Raw genomic sequence first — 21006 nt, forward strand, 5'->3', positions numbered from 1 at the left:
CGGGATGCGAGCGCGCGGTCGGCCACGACCGGCTGGGCCCTCGGTCTACCGCCACGACAGCCGAGAGGGCGCTCGATCCACGCGGGACGATCTTTTTCATGACCGCCAAGTCGCCGAAAGCGATGCTCGGCCCGCTTCGATTGGGTTGATATTTTTTGCCCTTTCTATCTGACGAGAATACGTTTCGCTTGTCCACTTCTACCCTGTGGTGGTCATGGTCATGGTAGAATCGTGCGGCCTTCATTTCGTCAGGGCGGCCACGCACCCGCGGCGTCGACGCCGGCATCGATCGTCGCGCACATGCCGCGAACAATGGAGAATCCATGAAATACAAGATCAGCTTAGACGACGGGACAGCAACAGCGGACGCCGAAAGGGCTTTCGAAAATCTAGAAGCAGCGCTCGACGCGAAGATGAGGAGAGACAGCGATTTTATCAATGATAAGAAATGGGACGAATGGATCGTCAGCATCAACATGAACGAAGACAGGCTGTTCCGTCTCGTAGAACAAGCGCTCGGCAGCGTGGGTTTTTCACTGGAAAGCGCGGAATACGATAGCAGCGACAGCGAATCGTAAGTAGATCACCAAACACAAGCAGCAGAAGAAATGGCCCGGACGCAGACGGCTTGGCACCAGTGCCCGCCGCCGGCGCCCTCTCTCAGCTCCAGATGAGGCGGAGGCCGACTCCTTACGACACGCCGGCCCGCGCTCCAGCGGGCGTGAGGCGCGCAGATCGGCGCCGCCCGCGCCCTCAGATCAGCGTCGTCAGCGCGCCCCGCAGGAAGTCGCGCGCGACGACGACATCGTGGACCTCGTCCGGGCCGTCGGCGATGCGCGCGGACCGGGCGAATCGATACCAGAGCGAGAACGGCATGTCCTCGCTGTAGCCGAGCGAGCCGTGCATCTGGATCGCGTCGTCGAGCACCTGGCAGAGCAGGCGCGCGACGTGGTTCTTCGCCATCGAGGCGTAGGGGCGCGCCTCCTTCTCCTTGCCTTGCTCGAGCAACGCCGCGCAGTGCAGCGTCATCAGGTTGCCGGCGTGGATGCCGGACGCCGCGTCGGCGAGCTTCTTCTGGATCATCTGGTGGTGAGCGAGCGTCTTGCCGAAGCTCTCCCGCGTGAGGACGTAGTCGCGGCACATCGCGAGCGCGCGGTCGGCCCAGCCGAGCCAGCGCATGCAGTGCGTGAGGCGCGCCGGCACGAGGCGCCGCTGCGCGAGGAGGAACCCCTCGCCGACGCCGCCGAGGACCGCGTCGTCGCCGACGCGCACGGCGTGGAAGCGGAGCTCGGCCTCGCGGTGCGCGAGCATCGGCGGGCTCATCACGGGGATGTCGCGCACGTGCTCGACGCCCTCGGCGTGGCGATCGACCACGAACATCGTCGCGCCCGTGCGCGGATCGTCCGACGTCCGCGCCATCACGATGAGGAACGCCGCGTCGCCGCCGCCGGTCGTGTACCACTTGTGTCCTTCGATCACCCACCCGCCGTCGATCCGGGTCGCCGTCGTGCGCAGGTTCGACGGATCGGCGCCGGCGCCGGGGGCCGGCTCGGTCATCGCGAAGCCGCTCGTGATCTCGGCCCGCGCGAGCGGCGCGAGGTACTTCGCGCGGATCGCGGGCGAGGCCGCCTTGAGCAGGAGATCCATGTTGCCCTGATCCGGCGCGTCGCAGTTGAAGCAGGCCGCGCCGAGCGGAGAGCGGCCCATCTCGCGAAAGAGCGCGCACATGCCCATGACGCCGAGCCCCAGCCCGCCGTGCTCCACGGGCAGGTGCGGCACGAAGAGCCCCTCGGCGCGCGCGCGGTCGCGGAGCGCCGTCAGCGTGTCCTTCCGCCCAGCGCGATCCTCCTCGAGGATCGCGCGCTCGTTCGGGAGGACATGCGCGTCGACGAACGCGCGCACGCGGCCGCGGAGCTCGGCCAGCTCGGGGGGCAGATCGAAGGAAATCGTCACGGCGGCAGTATAGGAAGCCGGAGGGCCGCGTGATAGGGTCGGACGCGCGATGGCCCTCACGCCGCCGACCAACACCCGAGCGCCCCGCGAGGCGCACCGGATCGACGAAGCGGCCCTCGGTCGCTGGCTCGCCGAGCACGTCGAAGGCTGCGCGGGAGGCGCGGTGACCGTCGCCCAGTTCAAAGGCGGCCAGTCGAACCCGACCTACTGGGTGGGCGTCGCCGGCGGGCACGGCGGCGATCTCGAGCTCGTCGTGCGAAAGAAGCCGCCCGGCCAGCTCCTTCCGTCCGCGCACGCCGTCGAGCGCGAGCACCGGGTCATGCGCGCGCTCCGCGACACGGAGGTGCCCGTTCCCGACGCGCTCGCGCTCTGCGAGGACGCCTCGGTGATCGGCACGCCGTTCTTCGTCATGCGGTACGCCCCCGGGCGGATCTTCTGGGATCCGACGTTGCCCGAGGTCTCGACCGCCGGAGAGCGCCGCGCGATCTATGCAGACTACATCCGTGTCCTCGCGGCCCTCCACCGCGTCGACCGCGCCGCCGTGGGGCTCGCGGACTATGGCAAGGTGGGCGGGTTCGTCGCGCGGCAGGTCGACCGCTGGTCGAAGCAGTACCAGGCCTCGCGCACGGGCGAGGTCCCGGCGATGGAGGCGCTCATGCGCTGGCTGGCCGCGAACGTCCCGGCGAACGACGAGACGACGCTCGTGCACGGCGATTACCGGATCGACAACCTGGTCTTTTCATCCGGTCCTCCGCACGAGGTCGTCGCGACGCTCGACTGGGAGCTCTCGACGCTCGGACATCCGGTGAGCGACCTCGCGTATGCCTGCATGGGTTACCGCATCAACCTCCCCGGCCGCGGCGGGCTCGCCGGGGTCGATGTCGCCTCGCTCGGGATCCCGACCGAGGACGAGATGGTCGCCTCCTACTGCGCGCTCTCGGGTCGAGACGGCATCGAGGCGTGGCCGTACTTCATGGCGTTCGGCGTCTTCCGCCTCGCCGCCATCGCCCAAGGCGTCTACAGGCGGAGCCTCCAGGGCAACGCCAGCTCCGAGGACGCCGGCCGGTACGGCGCGGCCGTGACGGTGCTCTCCGAGCTCGCCTGCGGGATCGCGGGGCTCTCTCCGCGGTAGTACCGAGCGGCCCAAGACGAGCCCGCGAAGCCCCGAGGAGCTCATCGCCTTCTCCGTCGCAGAGCCGCCGTACGTCGAGCCGGGGCGGCAGTTCAAGTACTCCGACACGAACTACATCATCGCTGGCCTCATCGTCGAGGCGGCAGGTCGTACGACGGCGCTCTCGTCGACACGCCCTGCGATGCTGCCATTGTTCACCAGGAGTTCCGTACCGGCCTTTCCCGCCAGGTTCCCCTCGGTGTCCACGCCCTTGGCGACCGGTGGGCAAACAGGATGCGGCGCGGGGACTCTGCGCACAGCGCTCCCTCGTGAATCGCTTCGCGGAAGCCGGGCCCCGCAGGTCGATGGAATCCGGGCGTGTCGATGACGGGGCGGAGCGTGATGCGCCGAGGCGCTGCGCCGGGCACGTTTCTCGGCTCATTCCAGGCGAGGCTGCACACATCCCGCAATCCCTGCCGCAGCGTCAGCGGCTTCGGGGTCGACCTGATGGTGACAGCGGCGCCGTCCCCCCATGTTTCGACCAGACCGGCGTACCGCTTGCACTGCCAGGCTCCGTGGCCCCCCTCGGGCGCGCCATGGTGAAGGAGTCGACGATGAAGCACGTAGAACGGATTGTCATCCTCGCGGCAGCCGCGGCGGTGGTCGGCAGCGCGCAGCTCGCCGCGGCTGACACGACGACGCATGTCGAGGATCTCACGCTGGTCGAGGAGGTGCCCGCCCCGGTCCCTGCCGAGGCGATGAACCGACGCCAATCGCACAACGGCCATCATCACAACGGCCATCACCACAACGGCCATCACCACAACGGCCATCACCACAACGGCCATCACCACAACGGCCATCATCACAACGGCCATCATCACAACGGCCATCACCACAACGGCCATCACCACAACGGCCATCATCACAACGGCCATCATCACAACGGCAGTCCTCATAACGGTCACCATTACCATGGTCACCATCACCATGGTCACCTTCACCACGGCCACCATCATCACGGGAGCTCGCTCTCCGGAGCCACTCCGTACGGGACGCTGCCGGCTCCTGTCGTGATGATCGCGGACCGTCGCTGACCGGTCTCCTGCGGGCCGGCGGCTCAGGACGCGGGCCCCGGGTCCCCCGCAGTCCTCCGGCCGCTGCGCCCGAGCTCACCGGAGGGCGTGCGCGGCGACCAGGATCGGATGTGAGGGGGAAACCATGGGTACAGAGACGATTGGCCGAGGACGGGCTCTCGTCCTCCTGACCGCAGCCGCGGGGCACCTCGGCCTGGTGATCATCGTGGGAGCGCTTCAGGTCGACCTCCGGGGCCGAGGTCCTCTGGCGGACGCCGTCGCCGCCTACGGGACGCTCTCCGGCGCCGACAGCGGGTACGCCTTCTTCGCTCCCGGCGTCGGCTCGCCCCCCACGGCCACGTTCGAGATCATGGACGCGACGGGGGCGGTGACCACCGATCGCCTCATGTCTGGGGCGAACGCCGAAGCGAGGCTGCGGGCCGGGAACATCGTCGATAGATTCTGGGAGGAGGAGGATCAGGCCCTGAAGCGCACGATCGCCGCGTCCTGGGCCGGTAAGATGTTCGCCAGGCACCCCGCGGCCGCCGGCGTCGTCGTGCGCGTGGAGGAATGTGAGGTCGCTCCGATGCAGGAGTATCGCCACCAGGACGAGCTCACGTGCGATCTGCACTATCGAGCGAAGCTCGTCCCCCACGAGAAGCCTCGTACTGCCCACGCGGCAGATCGGGAGGCTCCGTGAACGGCCGCGCAGGTCCTCGGCTCGCCGTCCGGGCGGCGCTCGCGCGCGCATGGCCGGCGCTCCATCGCTTCGCCTTCGCGCCTGCGTCCGCCATGCCCCTCGCGGTGCTGCGGATCGGCCTCGCGTCGGTGCTCCTTCTCCAGGCCGCGATGGTCGGCCCCGCGCTCCTCGAGCTGTACGGGCGGTCTGGCATCCTCCAGGGGCCGCTCAACGACATCCTCGCCAGGACCGACCTCGTCCGCATCGGCTGGCTCATCGACCGCCTCGCCCCGCTGGGCGTCGGCGAGGCATCCATCGTCACGGGCACCGGCGCGCTCTACGCGCTCGCCCTCGTCGCGCTCCTCCTCGGGTGGCGGGCGCGGGGGGCGGCGGCGCTGGCCTGGCTCACCCATCTGATGCTGATGATGACGGCGGACAGCACGAACTACGGGGCGGACAACTACGCCAACATCTTTCTCTTCTATCTCATCTGGATGCCCTCGGGGGCCGCGCTCTCGCTGGACCGTCGGCTCGCCCGCGTGCCCGCCGACCCGCCGGCGACCACGCGGCTCTCGCTGCGCGTCGTCCAGCTGCACCTCTGCATTTCCTACCTCGCGAGCGGCCTCTGGAAGGCCTCCGGCGAGCAATGGTGGAACGGCGAGGCCATCTGGCGCTCGGTCATGCTGCCCGCGTATCGCCAGGTCGATTTCTCCTGGCTCGCAGACCACACCTGGATCCCGGTGATCGCCGGCTGGCTCGTGGTCCTGGTCGAGGTCGGCTATGCGTTCTTGATCTGGCCGCGGCGCAGCCGCCGGATCTGGGTGGCGGCCACGATGGCGCTCCACGTCGGCATCGCCGTCTTCATGGGGCTCGTGGTGTTCGGCGCCCTCATGGCGGCGCTCACGTTCGCGGCGTTCGGGGTGAGGGCGGACCGCGCAGCCCCGGAGAGGCGCCGGCGCGAGCACCCCGCGCTGGAGAGCCCGTGTGCTCATCCGAACGCGTGATGAATCCGCTCGTCACCGGCTCAGGTCGATGGCGTACACCGACAGCATCTTCCCGCTGCCGTCGTCCTGCTCCACGAGCGAGATGTTGTCCAGCCCGGCGGCCTCCGCCTTGGGCAGCGCGTCCTGCGCCGAGGTGAAGGTCACGAGGCCCATGGTCGAGACCTTCGCGAAGCGCCAGCTGCGGTCCGAGCCGTGCTCTTCGCGCGTGAGATCCTCGATCTCGTTGATATAGGCGATGAGCACGTCGCGGTTCGTGTCCGGCGCGGCGTAGATCGTCTTCGAGCCGTCGAGGCCGGGGAACCCGCCGCCGCCGCTCGCGCGGTAGTTGTTCGTCGCCACGATGAACTCCGCGGCCGGATCCATGGGCTCCCCGTTCCACGTCAGGTCCTTGATGCGGCCGCTGGCCTTCATCCCCGCCGGCGGGAGCGGCTGCGTGACGTCGATCTCGTACGAGATCCTGTCGTCCGTGAACATATCGAAGTTGTACCCGGGCATCGCGGTGTTGATGAGCGGCTGCGGGGCCGTCTCGCTCGGGTCGATCCGGTTGAAGCGCGTCGCCGCCCTCTCCAACCAGTCGAGGATCTCCGCGCCGGTCACCTTCACCGCCTGGATCGTGTTCGCGTAGAGGTAGAGGTCGGCCGCGTTGTTGATCGCGATGCCCCCCGCCGGCACATCGGTGTAATCGTTGCCTCCCTGGAAGCCGGACTTGAACGGCGCGCTCACCGAGAGCACCGGGAGCGACGCGAGCTCCGGAAGGTTCTCCTCGATGTAACGGGCGACGTAGGCCGCCTGGGCCTGGTTGACGATCTGGATGGCGCTGACGTCCCCCACGTCGGCGAACATCGACGACATCTCGAAATCGGTGGTCCCGATGGGCGTCTGGACATAGGCGATCGTCGCCTGGTGCTCGGCCTCGAGGAGCGACGCGATGGCGGGGTCGGCCTCGACGACGATCTTCGCCGCGTCCGGCTGCGCGTCGCAGCGGGCCGCGAACGCGCAGGGCGCCCCCGTGCGCCAGCGCTCCATCGCGTCGCACGCGGCGGGCAGCCCGCCCTGGCAGGCCGTGGAGATCGGCCGAGCCTCGACGACCGTCTTCCCCGTATCGATCGTCCAGCGCGCGCCGTCGTGGGTGAGCCCCATCTTGATGACGCCGAGGTGCTGGCCCCAGAAGCCCGGCATGACCGCGGGAACGCCCGCGACCGTGCCCGCGTCCTTGTCGACCTCCGGCAGGTCGAACTGGGGCACGGTGCTGCTCGCGTTCGGGAAGATCTGGTGCGAGTGGCCCATGAGCACGGCGTCGACGCCGGGCACATGGGCGACGTGCCACGCCTGGTTCTCGAGGGTGGGCGCATAGGGCGCGTCGTCGAGGCCGCCGTGGACTATGGCGACGACGATCTCGGCCCCCCGCGCGCGGAGATCGTCGATCAGCGGGGCCGCGACCTCCTGCACCCCCTTGGCGAGGACCTTGCCGTCGAGCCATTTCTTGTCCCAGCTCAGGATCGTCGGCGGTGTGATGTCGATGAAGCCGACGTGGAGCGTGCTCTCGATGGTGTCGCCGTCCGGCGCCGTCGCCGTGATGGTCTTCGCGATGAGGACGGACGCCGGGAAGATCGTCTCGTTCGTCTCCAGGCTGAAGACGTTGGAGTTCACCTGCGGGAAGTCGGGGCCCTCGCAGCCCGCCGAGCTCGCGAGATCGAGCCCCTCGACGTCGAACGGGGTGTGGGTCACCTGCGAGAGGAAGGCGAGGCCGTAGTTGAACTCGTGATTGCCGATCCCGGCGACGTCGAACCGCAGGTGGTTCATGGCCTTGTAGATGGCCAGCGTCTCGCCGCACGCGATCGGCTCGACCAGCGCCTGGTAGTCGGCGAGCACGGTGCCCTGGATGGTGTCGCCGTTGTCGATCAGGAGGTTGTTCGGATTCTCGGCCCGCGCCTGGTGGATGAGCGTCGCGGTGCGTTCGAAGCCGATGGATGGCTCCGCGACAAGCTTGAAGTAGTCGAAGCTGAGGACGTTGCTGTGGAGATCGGTGGTCTCCAGCAGCGCGAAGTCGGCCGTGGCCCCGCTCGGCGTCGCGGGCGCTCCCCCCGCGCCGCCCGAGCCGGAGGCGCTGGTCGCGGGCGCTCCCCCTGCGCCGCCCGAGCCGGCGGCGCTGGAGGAGGGCGAGCTCGGGCCGCCCTCGTCATCGCCGCACGCGAAGAGCGCGCTCATGGCCAGGATCACCGAGGAAATCGCCGCATGCCGTCCCAATCGACCTTTCATCGTGAGCTCCTCGTCGAGCGCTGCTGCGGCCGATGCCCCTTCGCGCGGTTACAGTTGCATTGGATCTCTGTGGCAAAGTTGTCGCACCGCTCCGCGCTCGGATCAAGGGCTCGATGCGCCCCACGGCTCTCAGCCAGCTCGCCTGGACCCGCTCGGCGCGCCCGTGATACCACGTCTGGGATGACCCCGGCGCCGCACCCCCGCTCGGCCCTCGCGGCATGGGACGGAATCGCGGGCGTGGGTGCGGCCGAGATCGTGGCATGAGCGAACATCAGATCTTGAAGACACACCCGGACACCCTCGTCACCGTTCCATCGCTCGTCGCCGAGCTCACGGCCCTTGGGGTCCAGCCCGGCATGACCTTGCTGGTCCACTCGTCGCTGAGTAAGCTCGGCTGGGTCTGCGGCGGTCCTGTCGCGGTGATCCTGGCCCTGGAGGAGGTCCTGACGCCGGAGGGCACGCTGGTGATGCCGACGCAGTCCGCCGGCCTGTCCGATCCGGCGCTCTGGCAGGATCCGCCCGTGCCCGAGGCGTGGTGGGAGCCGATCCGGGAGACCATGCCGGCCTACGATCCGGACCTGACCCCGACGCGACAGATGGGCGCCATCCCCGAGACGTTCCGCAAGCAGCGCGGCGTCCGGCGGAGCGCCCACCCGCTCGCGTCGTTCGCCGCCTGGGGCCGGCACGCCGAGGCGGTCACGGCGAACCACGGCCTCTCGTACGACCTCGGCGAGGGCTCGCCGCTGGCCCGCATCTACGACCTCGACGGTTGGGTGCTGCTGCTCGGCGTCGGCCACGGCAACAACACCTCGATGCACCTCGCCGAGTACCGCACCGACTTCCCGGGCAAGCGGACCGAGGTGCGCCACGCCCCCATCGTCGTCGATGGAGCGCGAAGGCGGGTCAGCTTCGACGACGTCGCGACCGACAGCGGCGATTTCGATCGCCTCGGCGCCGATTTCGAGCGGGATACCGGCCTCGTGCGCCGCGGCCGCGCGGGCGCCGCCACCGCCCTGCTGATGCCGCAGCGGCCGCTCGTGGACTACGCGGTCGGATGGCTGCCGCGCAATCGCGGGTAGGCGAGCTCATGCATGTGCCGGCGCGCTGCGCGGCCCTCGTGATGGAGGCCGCTGGCGCTGGACGGGGTGGTACGCTATGGCCGGAGCGATGGGCGAGCAGCGTGACCAGATGTCGGGGTCGAGGGTGGAGGGGAGCGCCGCGCGCGGACCAGCGGGAGAGCAGGGGGCCTCGGCGTTCCGCGATTACCGCGCCGAGGTGCGGCCGAGCGTGAAGGAGCTTTACCGGCTGAACCACGAGGGGCAGACCCTCGCCTTCGTGCAGGAGAAAGAGCGGCAGTACCTCGGCCTCGACCGGCGCCGGATGGGCATGTGGGAGGCGCTCGAGCTGCTCGATCAGCTGGTCGACGACAGCGATCCGGACACCGAGCTGTCGCAGATCGCGCATGCGCTCCAGTCCGCGGAGGCGGCGCGGCGGGACGGGCAGCCGCGGTGGTTCGTGCTGACCGCGCTGATCCACGACGCCGGGAAGATCCTGTGCACGTGGGGCGAGCCGCAGTGGGCCGTGGTGGGCGACACCTTCCCGGTGGGCTGCGCCTATTCGGACCGGATCGTCTTCCCCGAGCTGTTCGCGCGAAACCCGGACATGGCGAGCCCGGCGTACCGGACGCCGTGCGGGATTTACGAGGAGGGCGCGGGGCTCTCCCGGGTGCGCATGTCATGGGGGCACGACGAGTATCTGTATCATGTGGTGAGGGACCACCTGCCGCTCGAGGCGCACTACATGATCCGCTATCACTCGTTCTACGCGGCGCACCGCGAGGGCGCGTACGGGCACCTGATGAACGAGCAAGATCGGCGGATGATGGAGTGGGTGCGGCGGTTCAACCCGTACGATCTCTACTCGAAGGCCGACGCCCCGCCGGACCTGGAGCGGCTGAAGCCGTTCTACAAGGAGCTGATCGCGGAGTTTCTGCCGGCCGAGCTCCGCTGGTGAGGGGCTCCGGGGCAGGCGGCGGGTCCGGAGGTGGTTCAGGAGCCCATCTACGGGCCGCCCTCGTCGCTGGGCACGGGGCGGCCTGCTCGCGGCCGCGCGCATGCCGGCCTACGTGCTGTACGGCTTCGACTCGGCCAGATCGCGAGTGGGCGCGGCGGTGTGACGTATGTCGCGCACGGCATCGACACGTCGGCGTTGAACACCAATCCAGCGATCGTTGTCGACGATCGCCGCCGCGCCTCGCGCCGGCGTCCTCCTGTACTTTCGTGAGACGCGTGGTAAGTACCATCAATGTCCTTCGTGCCCGCGCCTCTAGCTCAAACGGAAACGCACGATCGGGAGACAGTGGCGGGCTATCCTCGCGCCATCTACGTGGAGCTGACGGATCGATGTAACCTGAAGTGCCCCATGTGCCGCTGTGCGGCTGTCGTCGGGGACGTGCTCCCGGTGGCCACCTTCGCGGATATTGCCAGCGTCCTGTTTCCACACGCAAGGTTCGTCGATCTCCGCGGGTGGGGCGAGAGCACCATCCTCCACAATTTCGACGAATACCTCGATATTGCTCAGCAACACCCGATCAAGATCAAGTTGATCACCAACGCCACGGTGAACCGACCTGAGCTGTGGAGGCGGCTGGGCCGCGACGGTGTGATCACCGGAGTGTCGTTCGACGCCGCGGAGACCGGTCTCTTCCGCGTCCTCCGCGGGGGCGCTCGCATGGATCAGATCGTCGCGAATATCGAGCGTTTGGTGGAGGCGTGCCGGGAGGCGGGGCGAGATCCCGGCGAGCAGGTCTATTTGTGCATCACCGCGAGCGGCTCCAACATCGACCAGATCGACCGGGTCATTGAGCTGGGTATGTCGCTCGGCCTGCGCCGCTTCAAGATCGAGCCGCTGTGGGCCCCGTCGGGCGCTCCGGATCTGCTCGAGCACCATGCGGAGAGGGTGCGGCGCTGCACAGAGAAGCTCGCCGCGCTGGCGCGCGCGACGGGATGCCTCGTGGAGTACTCGGCCTCGCTGCTCAGCGAGCTCACGGACCCCAAGGCGACGCGCAAGGTCTGCATCCACCCCTGGGAGTACTGCTATATCAATGCGAGGGGGCGCATCGGGTTCTGCGACCACTTGAACGGTCGGGAAGAGTTCGCGTGGGGAGAATGGGGTCGGCAAAGCTTTCTTGAGTTCTGGAACGGAGAACAGATGCGGAGGCTCCGTTCCGAGCACGTACGGCGCCTGAGCGGAGAGGCGATCCAGTCGTGCGGCGATTGCAACTGGTGCTATGATCGCCGGTACATGGATCTGGAAGACTGGATCGATCCGTCGTGGGCTCAGTACCGCGTGACCGCCTAGAGATGCCGGGCGTCCCATGGCTCCTGCGTGCGTCGCGCTCCTCACCTTCTCGGTCGACCGCCCTCGGCTCCTCGCGGAGGCGATCCGCAGCGTGCTCGCGCAGCGCGACGCGCCGCCGATCCGACAGATTGTATTCTCCGAGCGCACCGCCGAGCTGCGCGCCGACGCTGCGCTCGACGGCCTCAAGGACCGCGTCCAGTGGGTCCCCCTCGAAACGAGGGCCTACGAGGGACACTCCTCGCCGCGCATGGCGGCGCTGCGCCAGCTCGCGCTGGGGTACGTTCAGGAGACCTATGTCGGGTTCCTGGATGACGACAACACGCTGGCACCCGCGCACATCGCCAACCTGGTCAGGATGATCGAAAATCAGAACCTGGACGCGGCCCACTCCTGGCGCGAGCTATCTCACCCTGACGGGACGCCGTTCGACGGCTCTTTCTATCCTTGGCACGCAGATCCAGCGGTCGCCCGCGACCTCCACGCCTGGTGCGTCGAGAACGGTGTCATGATCCCGGGATCGGCGGTCGTGCGGGACGGCGTTCGAGAAGGCGACGACCCACGCAACGTCGCCACCGTGGATATGAATGAATGGCTGTTCGAGACGGAGGCGCTGCGGGCGATCGGCTTTGAGACCGCATTTACCGACCTCGAGGTGGCCAACCAGGTAGGCGAGGACGACAAGCTCCTTCGGCGCGTCCGTCGCGCGGGGCTGCGCTTTGCGTGCAGCGAGATGCCAACCGTGCGCTACCGCCTCGGCGGGGTCTCCAACAAGCGCCGAACGGATGCTCCGGAGGGTGCGCGTTGACTCTTCGAGATTCCGCTGGGCGCGTCACTCCCGTGGGCGGGACGCACGGGCAGGGCGCGACGCTCTCCGTCGCCCGCTTCCACGGGTTGGGCAATGTGCTCATGCTGTTGCCGGTCCTCCGGGCGCTCCAGCAGAGCGGCCGCCGGGTCGAGCTGGTGACCCATGCGGCGTGGGCACCGGCGCTGCGCGCGCTGTCCACGGGCCTTCATGTCCATACGGAGCGCCGGGAGGGGACGCTGGACCTCGATCAGGCCACCTCGAGCGTTCGTCCGTCAGAGCACCGCACCGATGAGTTCGCCGATCTCCTCGGAGTGCCTCGACGACACTGGCCGATTCTAGTCCGCGTCCCCGCCGCCTGGGCAGAGCCGTTTCACAGATCGAGAGGGCCCGTCGTGTTCGCGCCCGAGGCTGCGCACCCGTCGCGGCGATGGCCGATCGCCTACGCCCGTCAGGTCGCAGCCCTCCTCCAAGGTCGCCCGCTCTGGCTCACGGGGTTATCTCAGGAGCCCATGATTCCGTGCGACGAGGACCTCCGAGGGCGCCTCTCTCTGCAGGAGCTGTTTGGGTCGATCGCGGCCGCGTCGGCGGTGATCGGTATGGACTCCGCGGTGGTCCAGATCGCCATGATGCTCGGCGTGCCGGTCGTGGCCATCTTCGGAGGTGTCGATCCGCGATTTCGCATCCTCCCCGACGCGCGCGCCGTTGCGCTCGTGGGCCGCGCTACCTGTCGACCGTGCAACAAGAACGAGACCTGCGGCGGCGCTTACGACTGTATCGGGCGCGTCCAGGCGTCCGACGTCATGGAGGCGCTCGAGCGGCTCCCTGCCGTACGTCACCGCGAGATCTGGGAGCGATGATGGCTGGAGAGAGCTCGATATCCGCGCTGCGGGCGGACGAAGACGCGATAGCAAGGGCCGTGCGCGCCGCCGAGGATATGCGTCGCCCCCTGCTGCTCATCTTCTTGGCCACGCGCCCCTGTTTCATCAAGCTGGCCAGCCTGATTCACGCAGCGGATGCGGTCGGCGCCCCGCACCTCGTGGTCGACTCAGGGCAGCATTTCGAAGAACATTTGACGGCCGCGCAGCACGAGCTCGGGTATGGACATCGCATCGCGGTTCACCTTGACGTCCGAGGCGACCTCATCGAGCGCAGCGGCGACGTCGCCTTCAAGCTCAAGGCGCTGGCGGCGCTCCTTTCGCGACATCGGCTACGGCAGCCCGCGATCCCCGTTGTCTCTGGAGATACGTCGACTGCGGGCGCGATACCGTCGCTGTGGTATCTTCACACAGGTCTCCGCAGCGTCCACGTCGAAGCGGGGCTGCGCTCCGAAGGCCCCGCGTGGCGATGGCCTGCCTCGGCGAGCGAGGCGCTCTCAGGCCAGCGCGCAGCGCGCTGGGTGCGCTTCCCCGACGAGCCGTACCCCGAAGGGCTATGCACGAGGCTGGCCAGCGTGGCGTCCGACGTGCTCTTCGCTCCCGTCGAGCGCAACCGTCGGCACCTCCAGGCCGAAGCCTATCGGCCGGAGCAGATCGCGATCGTCGGGTCGCTGAGCTCCGACGCGGTCATCCTCGCGCGTGAATGTACTGGCGCGCTCGATGCCTTGCTCAACCAGGCCCCCCGCCTCGCCTCCGGCGGGCCGTGGCTGCGCGTCGACGTTCACCGCCGCGAGAATATGACCGCGCCCAAACTCCGTGCGCTCCTCGACGGCATCGCGCGATTCGCGGCGCAAGGGGCGCCAGTGGTGCTGGTTCGCACCAACGCCTTCAGCAGGGCGATCGATGAGCACGGATTGGCGGAGCACCTGGCCGACGCCGAGCGCCGTGGCGTGTTGGTCACGCCGCCATGGCCCTCCTATGCGTCCGTGGTGCAGTTCCTCGCGTCGCCGCGCTGCCATATGATCTTGACGGATAGCGGCGGGCTGCAGGAGGAGGCGCATGCGCTCGGCACTCCCTGCTTCACGGCGCGCCGCAGCACCGATCGACCTGAGACCATCCTCGACGTCGCGGACAGCCCGAGCCTCGGGGGCAACCGCCTCCTGCCCTTGTTCTCGGGTGCGTTTATCGCCGACGGGCTCACGATAGGCTGGTCACGACACGCCGCGGTCAGCACAAGGACGCCGGGAGACCTGTATGGTCGCGAGGTCGGGGCGGCCATGATGAAGCTTCTCTGCGCTTACCAACCTCGAGGTGCGGTCTCTCCACCCGCGCCGGCGCAGGGCGCGTAGGCGCTCATCGCTACGCCCGGCGAAAGGCGCGCTCCCCGCCGATCCGCTGGGTCGCGCGCATCACGGCGGCCACGTCCTTCTCTGCGACCTGCGTGCGGTACAGCCGCAGGAGTTGCGTCTTTTGAATCAGCCAGCCGTCTTCGGCGACGTAATCCGGCGTCATGCCGCGCGCGAGCCGCGCCACCTCCCGATGGTACTCCGCGTCGCTCAGCTCCCCTGCGTACGGCTGATCCTCGTATAGAAAAAGCGCCGCGCCGGGCGGTCGTTCGATCAACACGGCGTCGCGGACGAGCAGATGATCGAGCAGCCCCCCCAGGCCGAGCGGCGCGTAGATCCTCGACCAGCTCCGGCGGAGCAGCGGTCGCAAGTAGCCCCGCAGCGTACGGGCGAAGGGGTGATTTTGCGCGACAGCGTCCGTCACGAACAAGCCATCCACGTCGGTGATGCCGTCGCGGATCGGGGCTTCCTCCAGGCCCATCGCTCCCCGCTCGAGGCCGAGCGCGCGGGCGAAGGAAGCGTCCTCCGACGCGCGGCGAGCCGTGATCGCCTCCACGCTGGAGAGCGGCGGCTCGGCGTAGGGCGCGAAGGCGCTCACCGAGAACACGATCTCCATGTGGCAGCGACGCGGGTCCTCACGGCCGGCGAGCAGCCGCCCGGCCATGGAATAGGCGATGTCGTCGCAGTGCGGCGAGATCAGCAGAACATCGCGGGCGGTCGCCGCGCCGCTCACAGGCCTCGGCCCAGAGCCGGGGCGCCGCGCCCGACGATCGCGTGGTAGCAATCGAGGAGTCGCTGGAGCGCGATGTCGGGGTGGTAGCGCTGGGAGAAGCGAGCTGCGACGCGCGAGCGCGCCTGCTCGTAGGCCGCGTCGTCCGTGAGCAGGTGCTCCATGCAGCGCGCCAGATCGGCGGGATCGCCGATGCGCGCCAGCCACGGATAATCCTCGCCGACCACAGCAGCGGCTCCCGCGGTCCGGGTGGCGACGATCGGAATACCGCGCACCGCCATCTCCATCAGCGCGCCTGGCATCCCCTCGAGGTAGGAGGCGAGCAGCATCATCGTCGAGCTGCGCGCCACGTCGTCCACACCGACCATCGGCGCGAATAGGCCGCGCAGACGGACTCGATCAGCGATGCCCATCATTGCAGCGAGATCCTGCAGCCGCTGCTTGTCCTCGCCGTCGCCCCATACATGCAGCTCGACGTCCGGCACGCGATCCCGCAGGTGGGCGAGCGCCAGGACGGCGATCTCGGCCCCTTTCTCCAGCGAGAGCCGGCCTATGCAGCTCACCACCGCGGGCCGGCCGCGCCACGGCTCGATCGCCGCCGTCGGTGGCGGGACGGTGTGGGGCACGACATACAGAGGACCGCTGTAGCCCAGCCTGTCGCGCGCCTCGCTCGCGGCCGCGTCAGTGAGGACGATCAGCGCATCGAGCTGCCGCAGGAGCAGCGGAAGATCCTGCGACAGCCAGTAGTTCCCCGCGCCCAAGCTGGTGGCCTCCAAGCCGATGACCGGGACGCCTGGAACAGGCTCCGCGCACCACCGCCGCAGCGACTCGCCGGTCGGTAGAAACTGGATCAGGTCCGGCGGCCTGCTCAGGCATGTCGCTCGCGCGACCCGGCAGAGCCCTTGACATGATGGCTCGTCCCGAGCGGTAAGGAGCACTTCGACGTCCGCCGCCGCGAGGCGCGTGGTCCAGATCGGGTTGGCGCTGTAGGGCGCGACAATACGCACGTCAGCGCCCGCCCTCCTCAGCATCGAGGCAAAGTTGACGGTCAGGTACTCACAACCGCCGATATTGGCCATCTCCTCGACGACCCAAACGGCGGCGACCGACGTGAGCGCTACGAACGGCATCACGCCCGATCATAGCGAGACAGAGCCATCATTTCAATTGCGCTCCATGCGACGCTGAATATGCTTCCTCGATATGGCGCGTTCCGGGACGACGAACCGACCTCTGGCGTTGTTGGGGGGAAAGCCGGTGTGGACGGAGCGTTGGCCAGTTTGGCCCCGACATGGCGAGCGCGCCCTCGCGAGGCTCCAGTCGGTCCTCGAGGGAGGTCGCTGGGCGGTGAGCGGCCCATGGAACGGCCAGCGAACGATCGATCAGGAGTTCTCGGAGCGATTCGCGGCCTACCTCGGCGCGTCGCACGCATACACCGTGGACCACGGCTCAAGCGCGCTATTTGCGGCGCTGCAGGCGGTCGGCGTGGGCTTCGGGCAGGAGGTCATCGTGCCTGGGTTGACCTGGGTAGCCTGCGCGAGCGCGGCGCTGCGGCTGAATGCCGTTCCCGTCCTGGTCGACGTCTCCGCGGATACGCTCTGCATGTCGCCGGCGGCCGTCGAGGCGGCCATCACGCCGAGCACGGCGGCCATTCTCGTAGTTCACCTCTACTCGGCGATGGCTGACATGGAGCGCCTTCGCAGCATCGCTGACCGGCACCACCTCCCGCTCGTTGAGGACTGCGCGCAGGCTCACGGCGCGATCTGGGACGGGCGCCATGCGGGCACCCTGGGCGACGTCGCGGCCTTCAGCATGCAGCAGGGCAAGGTGATGACCTGCGGCGAGGGGGGCGCGGTCGTCACTTCGGACCCGGCCATCGCTCGGCGCCTGGAGCTGCTGCGGACCGATGGTCGACGTTACCTCGCCGCCGCGCCGCCCGTCGGTCACCCGGACCTCGAGGAGCGCGGGGACATTCAAGGCTTCAACCTCTGTCTCTCCGAGTTCCAATCCGCGCTGCTCCTCGACGCCCTCGAGCGCCTCGAAGAAGAGACCGAGCAGCGCGCGGCGATGGCCGATCTGCTCGCGCGGCGGCTCGGCGAGCTCAGCGGCTTAGAGCCGATCCGCCCGCATCCGCAGAACACCCGCCGTGCCTATTACCATTACGCCGTCCGCTTCGAGCCGGAAGCGTTCGCTGGCTGTTCTGTCGAGCAGATCTGCGCTGCGCTCGAGGCTGAGCTTGGTACCTGGGTGCACCCTCCGTACCGTCCCCTGGACGCGCATCCGCTCTATCGCCCGGAGCGGTACGCCGGGCTCCCAGCCGCCCTGCGCGAACGGGCAGATCCGCGCCGATTCCCGCTCCCGGAGGCGCATCGCCAGGCGTCGCGGACCCTCCTCTTTCATCATTCGGTCTTGCTCGGGAGCGAGCATCACATCAACGCCATCGCCGAGGCGCTCGCCAAGGTCCAGGCGGGCGCCGCAGCCCTGCGCGCGCTTCCGCGCGGAGTCCGGGTGGAGTCATGAGCGGCTCCTTCCCTCGCGCTTCGGCGGGCAACCCGGATTGCAATGCGGTCGACCTGGTCCGTGCCGCGCTGCGTGATGGCATCGCGCTGCGCTGGCAGCTGCTCGAGGAGCAGACCGAGCAAATCGCGGCCGCCGCTGCCTATCTCCGCGGCGCGATCGAGCGCGGCAACAAGCTGCTCCTCTGCGGCAACGGCGGGAGCGCCGCGGACTGCCAGCACATCGCCGCCGAGCTGACCGGCCGCTTCGGCAGCACGCCGCGCCGCGCCCTACCCGCGCTGGCGCTGACGACGGACACATCGGCGTTGACCGCGATCGCCAATGACTTTGGCTTCGCGCAGGTATTCGCGCGTCAAGTCGAGGCGCTCGGCAAGGAGGGCGATGTGCTCTGGGCCGTCTCGACCTCCGGTAGCTCCCCGAACGTGCTCCGCGCCGCCGAGCAGGCGCGCGCTCAGGGGCTATGGGTGCTGGCCATGAGCGGGCCAACGGCGGGCGAGCTCGGCACGCTCGCCGATATCACGATTTGCGTCCCCGGGCGCACCACCGACCGCATCCAGGAGCTGCACGTGACTGTCGGTCATATCATCTGTAACCTGCTCGATCAGGCGTTCATCAGACCTCGGCCCGCGCCGGCTGCACAGCGAGATGGGGGCTGAGGTCGCTCGTGAAAAGGCTCTTGATCGTCGGCGCCGGCGAGGCCGGTCGGGTGATCGTCCACGAATTCCTCGCCAGCGCCACGATGCGCGCGAAGTATACGATCGCGGGCCTCGTGGATGACTTCCAGAAGCGCGCGATCCGGGGGATCCCGGTCATCGGCGGCATCAAGGATCTAGGCGACCTCGTGGCCCGGAACGACATCGACGAGGTGCTCATCGCGATACCTTCGTCCGACCGGAAGGTCATCGACCGAATCCTGTCCTCGCTGAGCGACTCGCCGGTCAGCGTGAAGATCGTGCCGGGTCTCTATGAGATTGTCGAGGGTCACTTCACGTTGCGCCAGATCCGCGATTTTGACGTGGTCGATCTGCTCGGGCGCGAAGAGATCGGCTTCGATAAGGAGCAGATATCCCCCTGCTTCCACGACAAAGTGGTGTTCGTGACGGGGGCCGGCGGCTCGATCGGCGCGGAGATCTGCAGGCAGCTCCTCGAGCTGCCCGTCAAGAAGGTGATCGCGCTCGGGCGCGGCGAGAGCTCGGTGTACGAGCTGATTCAAGGCCTGGGGGTCGACCAGAGGGTCGAGTATATCATCGGCGACGTTCGAGATTACACCAAGATCGATCGTGAGCTCAGGAGGTGCGCACCGCATATCGTGTTCCATGCCGCCGCGCATAAGCATGTATCGTTCATGGAAGATCACCCCGACGAGGCCCTCAAGAACAACGTCATCGGCACCTTCAACTGCGCGAATATCGCGCTGGAGGCGGGCGTGCAGAGGTTTGTGCTCGTGTCCACGGACAAGGCCGTGGCGCCGACCTCGGTCATGGGCGCGACAAAGCGGCTCGCCGAGTCGATCGTCCTCTCGATGGCCTCGTGGGGAGCAGGGACCCGCTTCTCCGTGACGCGGTTCGGCAACGTGCTCGGATCGCGCGGCAGCGTCTTGCCGCTGTTCAAGCGGCAGATCGAGGCCGGCGGCCCGGTCACCGTGACGCACCCGGAGATGACTCGCTACTTCATGTCGATTCGAGAGGCGGCCCGCCTCGTCATCAAGTCGAGCTCGGCGCAGAGCGGGAGCGTCTTTGTCCTGGACATGGGACAACCCATCAAGATCCTGGACCTCGCTCGCAACTTGATCCAGCTCTACGGACGCACCCCTAACGCCGTGAACATCGTCTTCACCGGCGTCCGGCGAGGCGAGAAGATGAACGAGCGAACGTTCACGGATCGAGAGACGCTGGAGCCGTCGGAGTTCAAGAGGCTGTTCGTGGCCCGCAACGATGAGGTGCTGATGAGCAGGGGCGAGGTGTCGCGGATGATCGAACAGATAAAGGTCGCCGCGGACGCGCTCTCGCCCGACGAGCTCAGGAGGCTCATCTCGCGGTACGTGCCGGACTATGTTGCCGGAAGCTCGTCATGAGCGAGCCTCGCATCATCGCGTTCTCGCCGCCGGACATCTCCCAGCGGGAGATCGACGCCGTCGTCGAGGTCTTGAGGTCTGGATGGCTCACGACCGGACCGGTCACCAGAGCGTTCGAGAGGGAGATCGCGGCCTACTGCGGCGCCGAGGCGGCCGTCTGCCTGAGCTCGGCGACGGCTGGTTTGGAGCTCGTGCTCCGGCTCCTGGGGGTTGGCCCGGGGGATGAGGTGATCACGACGGCCTATACCTTCGCGGCGACATGCAATGTGATTCGCCACACCGGAGCGTCCCCGGTGTTCGTCGACATCAAGGAGGGTGAGTTTCATCTCTGTCCTACTCAGGTGGAGAGGGCGCTGACCGAGAAGACGAAGGTGGTCATACCTGTCGATTTCGCGGGGTGGCCCTGCGATTACGACGAGCTGAAGGACGTATTGACGTCGCGAGCCTCCCTGTACCGTCCGACGTCCGGCACGCTCCAGGAGTCCTTTGAGCGCGTTGTTTTGTTGTCCGACGCCGCACACTCGTTCGGCGCGACGTACAAGGGGAAGAAGGTCGGTTCGCTGGCCGATTTCACGGTGTTCTCGTTCCACGCCGTGAAGAACCTGACCACCGCCGAAGGCGGGGCCGTCGTCTTCAGCAGCGCCGGCGAGCTGTCTTGCCAGCGCGTCCGCCGCGAGCTCATGCTGCTCGCGATGCACGGGCAGAGCAAGGATGCGCTGGAAAAATTCCGGACGGGCGGCTGGTTTTACACCATCGAGGTGCCTGGTTATAAGTACAACATGACAGACATCGCAGCCGCACTGGGGCGCGCCCAGCTGGCCCGCTACGACGGCGAGCTCCTCCCCAAGCGCCAGGCAATCTTCGACGCTTACTCGGAGGCGCTGGCGCATGAGGCGAGGATCGAGCTCCCGCCGTTCACGGATCGCCGGAAGACTGGGTCCTGCCACCTGTATCCGATCAGGGTGCGCAGCCGCGATGAGGGGACGCGGAACTCGATCATCCAGAAGATGGCCGAGCTCGGGATCAGCACGAACGTCCATTTCATACCCGTGCTGTCGCACCCAGCCTATCTCGACTTCGCCCACCTGCGAGCGTCGATCCCGAACACATTCCGCACGTACGAGAGCGAGATCAGCATGCCGATCTACCCGAGCCTGACCGCCGGGGACGTCGAATATATATGCGATCGGCTGCGGAGCGTCCTAGAATCTATTTGA

At 68.0% G+C, this 21006-nt stretch carries 19 protein-coding genes; 14 read left to right on the top strand and 5 right to left on the bottom strand.

Annotated features, from left to right (window positions below; all coding sequences use genetic code 11):
- Positions 1 to 323: 323 nt before the first annotated feature.
- A complete protein-coding gene (locus tag WMF20_RS28620; RefSeq protein WP_437605104.1) occupies positions 324 to 578 on the top strand; it encodes a hypothetical protein in 255 nt (84 codons plus the stop codon).
- 175 nt (positions 579 to 753) lie between these two features.
- On the opposite strand, the gene WMF20_RS28625 is transcribed toward WMF20_RS28620, so the two are convergent.
- Positions 754 to 1953, bottom strand: coding sequence for an acyl-CoA dehydrogenase family protein (locus tag WMF20_RS28625; RefSeq protein ID WP_437605105.1), 1200 nt, complete (start codon positions 1951 to 1953; stop codon positions 754 to 756).
- A 49-nt stretch (positions 1954 to 2002) separates the two neighbouring features.
- On the opposite strand from WMF20_RS28625, the gene WMF20_RS28630 reads away from it, so the two are divergent.
- Positions 2003 to 3085, top strand: a complete 1083-nt coding sequence (locus WMF20_RS28630; RefSeq protein ID WP_437605106.1) for a phosphotransferase — start codon at positions 2003 to 2005, stop codon at positions 3083 to 3085.
- Positions 3086 to 3279: 194 nt separating this feature from the next.
- Here the strand turns inward: WMF20_RS28630 and WMF20_RS28635 are convergent, their stop codons facing one another.
- A complete protein-coding gene (locus WMF20_RS28635; protein ID WP_437605107.1) occupies positions 3280 to 4071 on the bottom strand; it encodes a hypothetical protein in 792 nt (263 codons plus the stop codon).
- 214 nt (positions 4072 to 4285) lie between these two features.
- Between WMF20_RS28635 and WMF20_RS28640 the strand changes: the two genes are divergently transcribed.
- Both WMF20_RS28640 and WMF20_RS28645 read left to right on the top strand, forming a co-directional pair.
- Entirely contained in the window at positions 4286 to 4840 is a 555-nt protein-coding gene (locus WMF20_RS28640; protein WP_237244200.1) for a hypothetical protein, read from the top strand.
- On the top strand, positions 4837 to 5823 hold the full coding sequence (locus tag WMF20_RS28645) for a hypothetical protein (RefSeq protein ID WP_437605108.1): 987 nt from the start codon (positions 4837 to 4839) through the stop codon (positions 5821 to 5823). The genes WMF20_RS28640 and WMF20_RS28645 overlap by 4 nt, the downstream gene beginning before the upstream one ends.
- A gap of 12 nt (positions 5824 to 5835) precedes the next feature.
- Here the strand turns inward: WMF20_RS28645 and WMF20_RS28650 are convergent, their stop codons facing one another.
- Positions 5836 to 8031 carry a 5'-nucleotidase C-terminal domain-containing protein gene (locus tag WMF20_RS28650; protein ID WP_437617179.1) on the bottom strand — a complete coding sequence of 732 codons (2196 nt, stop codon included), beginning with the start codon at positions 8029 to 8031 and terminating at the stop codon, positions 5836 to 5838.
- 311 nt (positions 8032 to 8342) lie between these two features.
- On the opposite strand from WMF20_RS28650, the gene WMF20_RS28655 reads away from it, so the two are divergent.
- From WMF20_RS28655 to WMF20_RS28680, 6 genes are all read left to right on the top strand, one after another.
- Positions 8343 to 9161, top strand: a complete 819-nt coding sequence (locus tag WMF20_RS28655; protein ID WP_437605109.1) for an aminoglycoside N(3)-acetyltransferase — start codon at positions 8343 to 8345, stop codon at positions 9159 to 9161.
- A gap of 109 nt (positions 9162 to 9270) precedes the next feature.
- Positions 9271 to 10095 carry an inositol oxygenase family protein gene (locus WMF20_RS28660; RefSeq protein WP_437605110.1) on the top strand — a complete coding sequence of 275 codons (825 nt, stop codon included), beginning with the start codon at positions 9271 to 9273 and terminating at the stop codon, positions 10093 to 10095.
- Between the two features lie 291 nt (positions 10096 to 10386).
- A complete protein-coding gene (locus tag WMF20_RS28665; protein ID WP_129577423.1) occupies positions 10387 to 11442 on the top strand; it encodes a radical SAM protein in 1056 nt (351 codons plus the stop codon).
- 16 nt (positions 11443 to 11458) lie between these two features.
- On the top strand, positions 11459 to 12247 hold the full coding sequence (locus WMF20_RS28670) for a glycosyltransferase (RefSeq protein WP_437605111.1): 789 nt from the start codon (positions 11459 to 11461) through the stop codon (positions 12245 to 12247).
- Positions 12248 to 12348: 101 nt separating this feature from the next.
- Positions 12349 to 13104, top strand: a complete 756-nt coding sequence (locus WMF20_RS28675) for a glycosyltransferase family 9 protein (RefSeq protein ID WP_437617180.1) — start codon at positions 12349 to 12351, stop codon at positions 13102 to 13104.
- A gap of 59 nt (positions 13105 to 13163) precedes the next feature.
- Complete coding sequence (locus tag WMF20_RS28680; protein WP_437605112.1) at positions 13164 to 14471, top strand: UDP-N-acetylglucosamine 2-epimerase; 1308 nt, start codon at positions 13164 to 13166, stop codon at positions 14469 to 14471.
- 10 nt (positions 14472 to 14481) lie between these two features.
- Here WMF20_RS28680 and WMF20_RS28685 read toward each other — a convergent pair whose 3' ends face one another.
- Positions 14482 to 15201, bottom strand: a complete 720-nt coding sequence (locus WMF20_RS28685) for a hypothetical protein (RefSeq protein WP_437605113.1) — start codon at positions 15199 to 15201, stop codon at positions 14482 to 14484.
- Positions 15198 to 16328 (bottom strand): glycosyltransferase family 4 protein, encoded by a 1131-nt coding sequence (locus tag WMF20_RS28690; RefSeq protein WP_437617181.1) that lies wholly within the window; start codon positions 16326 to 16328, stop codon positions 15198 to 15200. Before WMF20_RS28690 ends, WMF20_RS28685 begins: the two co-directional genes overlap by 4 nt.
- Before the next feature lie 73 nt (positions 16329 to 16401).
- Between WMF20_RS28690 and WMF20_RS28695 the strand changes: the two genes are divergently transcribed.
- From WMF20_RS28695 to WMF20_RS28710, 4 genes are read left to right on the top strand one after another with little or no spacing between them, the layout of a single operon-like run.
- Positions 16402 to 17718, top strand: a complete 1317-nt coding sequence (locus WMF20_RS28695; RefSeq protein WP_437605114.1) for a DegT/DnrJ/EryC1/StrS family aminotransferase — start codon at positions 16402 to 16404, stop codon at positions 17716 to 17718.
- Positions 17715 to 18371, top strand: a complete 657-nt coding sequence (locus WMF20_RS28700; protein ID WP_437605115.1) for a D-sedoheptulose-7-phosphate isomerase — start codon at positions 17715 to 17717, stop codon at positions 18369 to 18371. The genes WMF20_RS28695 and WMF20_RS28700 overlap by 4 nt, the downstream gene beginning before the upstream one ends.
- 8 nt (positions 18372 to 18379) lie before the next feature.
- Positions 18380 to 19789: an SDR family NAD(P)-dependent oxidoreductase gene (locus WMF20_RS28705; RefSeq protein WP_437605116.1), complete on the top strand. Its 1410-nt coding sequence runs from the start codon at positions 18380 to 18382 to the stop codon at positions 19787 to 19789.
- Complete coding sequence (locus WMF20_RS28710; protein ID WP_437605117.1) at positions 19786 to 21006, top strand: DegT/DnrJ/EryC1/StrS family aminotransferase; 1221 nt, start codon at positions 19786 to 19788, stop codon at positions 21004 to 21006. Before WMF20_RS28705 ends, WMF20_RS28710 begins: the two co-directional genes overlap by 4 nt.

The sequence above is a fragment of the Sorangium sp. So ce834 genome (assembly GCF_051521425.1).
GTDB classification, from domain to species: domain Bacteria; phylum Myxococcota_A; class Polyangia; order Polyangiales; family Polyangiaceae; genus Sorangium; species Sorangium cellulosum_D.

Coding starts and splice junctions, on each gene's coding strand:
- WMF20_RS28620 (WP_437605104.1), top strand. CDS start 324: ATGAAATACAAGATCAGCTTAGACGACGGGACAGCAACAGCGGACGCC.
- WMF20_RS28630 (WP_437605106.1), top strand. CDS start 2,003: ATGGCCCTCACGCCGCCGACCAACACCCGAGCGCCCCGCGAGGCGCAC.
- WMF20_RS28640 (WP_237244200.1), top strand. CDS start 4,286: ATGGGTACAGAGACGATTGGCCGAGGACGGGCTCTCGTCCTCCTGACC.
- WMF20_RS28650 (WP_437617179.1), bottom strand. CDS start 8,031: ATGAGCGCGCTCTTCGCGTGCGGCGATGACGAGGGCGGCCCGAGCTCG.
- WMF20_RS28655 (WP_437605109.1), top strand. CDS start 8,343: ATGAGCGAACATCAGATCTTGAAGACACACCCGGACACCCTCGTCACC.
- WMF20_RS28660 (WP_437605110.1), top strand. CDS start 9,271: ATGTCGGGGTCGAGGGTGGAGGGGAGCGCCGCGCGCGGACCAGCGGGA.
- WMF20_RS28665 (WP_129577423.1), top strand. CDS start 10,387: ATGTCCTTCGTGCCCGCGCCTCTAGCTCAAACGGAAACGCACGATCGG.
- WMF20_RS28670 (WP_437605111.1), top strand. CDS start 11,459: ATGGCTCCTGCGTGCGTCGCGCTCCTCACCTTCTCGGTCGACCGCCCT.
- WMF20_RS28675 (WP_437617180.1), top strand. CDS start 12,349: ATGCTGTTGCCGGTCCTCCGGGCGCTCCAGCAGAGCGGCCGCCGGGTC.
- WMF20_RS28690 (WP_437617181.1), bottom strand. CDS start 16,328: ATGCCGTTCGTAGCGCTCACGTCGGTCGCCGCCGTTTGGGTCGTCGAG.
- WMF20_RS28695 (WP_437605114.1), top strand. CDS start 16,402: ATGGCGCGTTCCGGGACGACGAACCGACCTCTGGCGTTGTTGGGGGGA.
- WMF20_RS28700 (WP_437605115.1), top strand. CDS start 17,715: ATGAGCGGCTCCTTCCCTCGCGCTTCGGCGGGCAACCCGGATTGCAAT.
- WMF20_RS28710 (WP_437605117.1), top strand. CDS start 19,786: ATGAGCGAGCCTCGCATCATCGCGTTCTCGCCGCCGGACATCTCCCAG.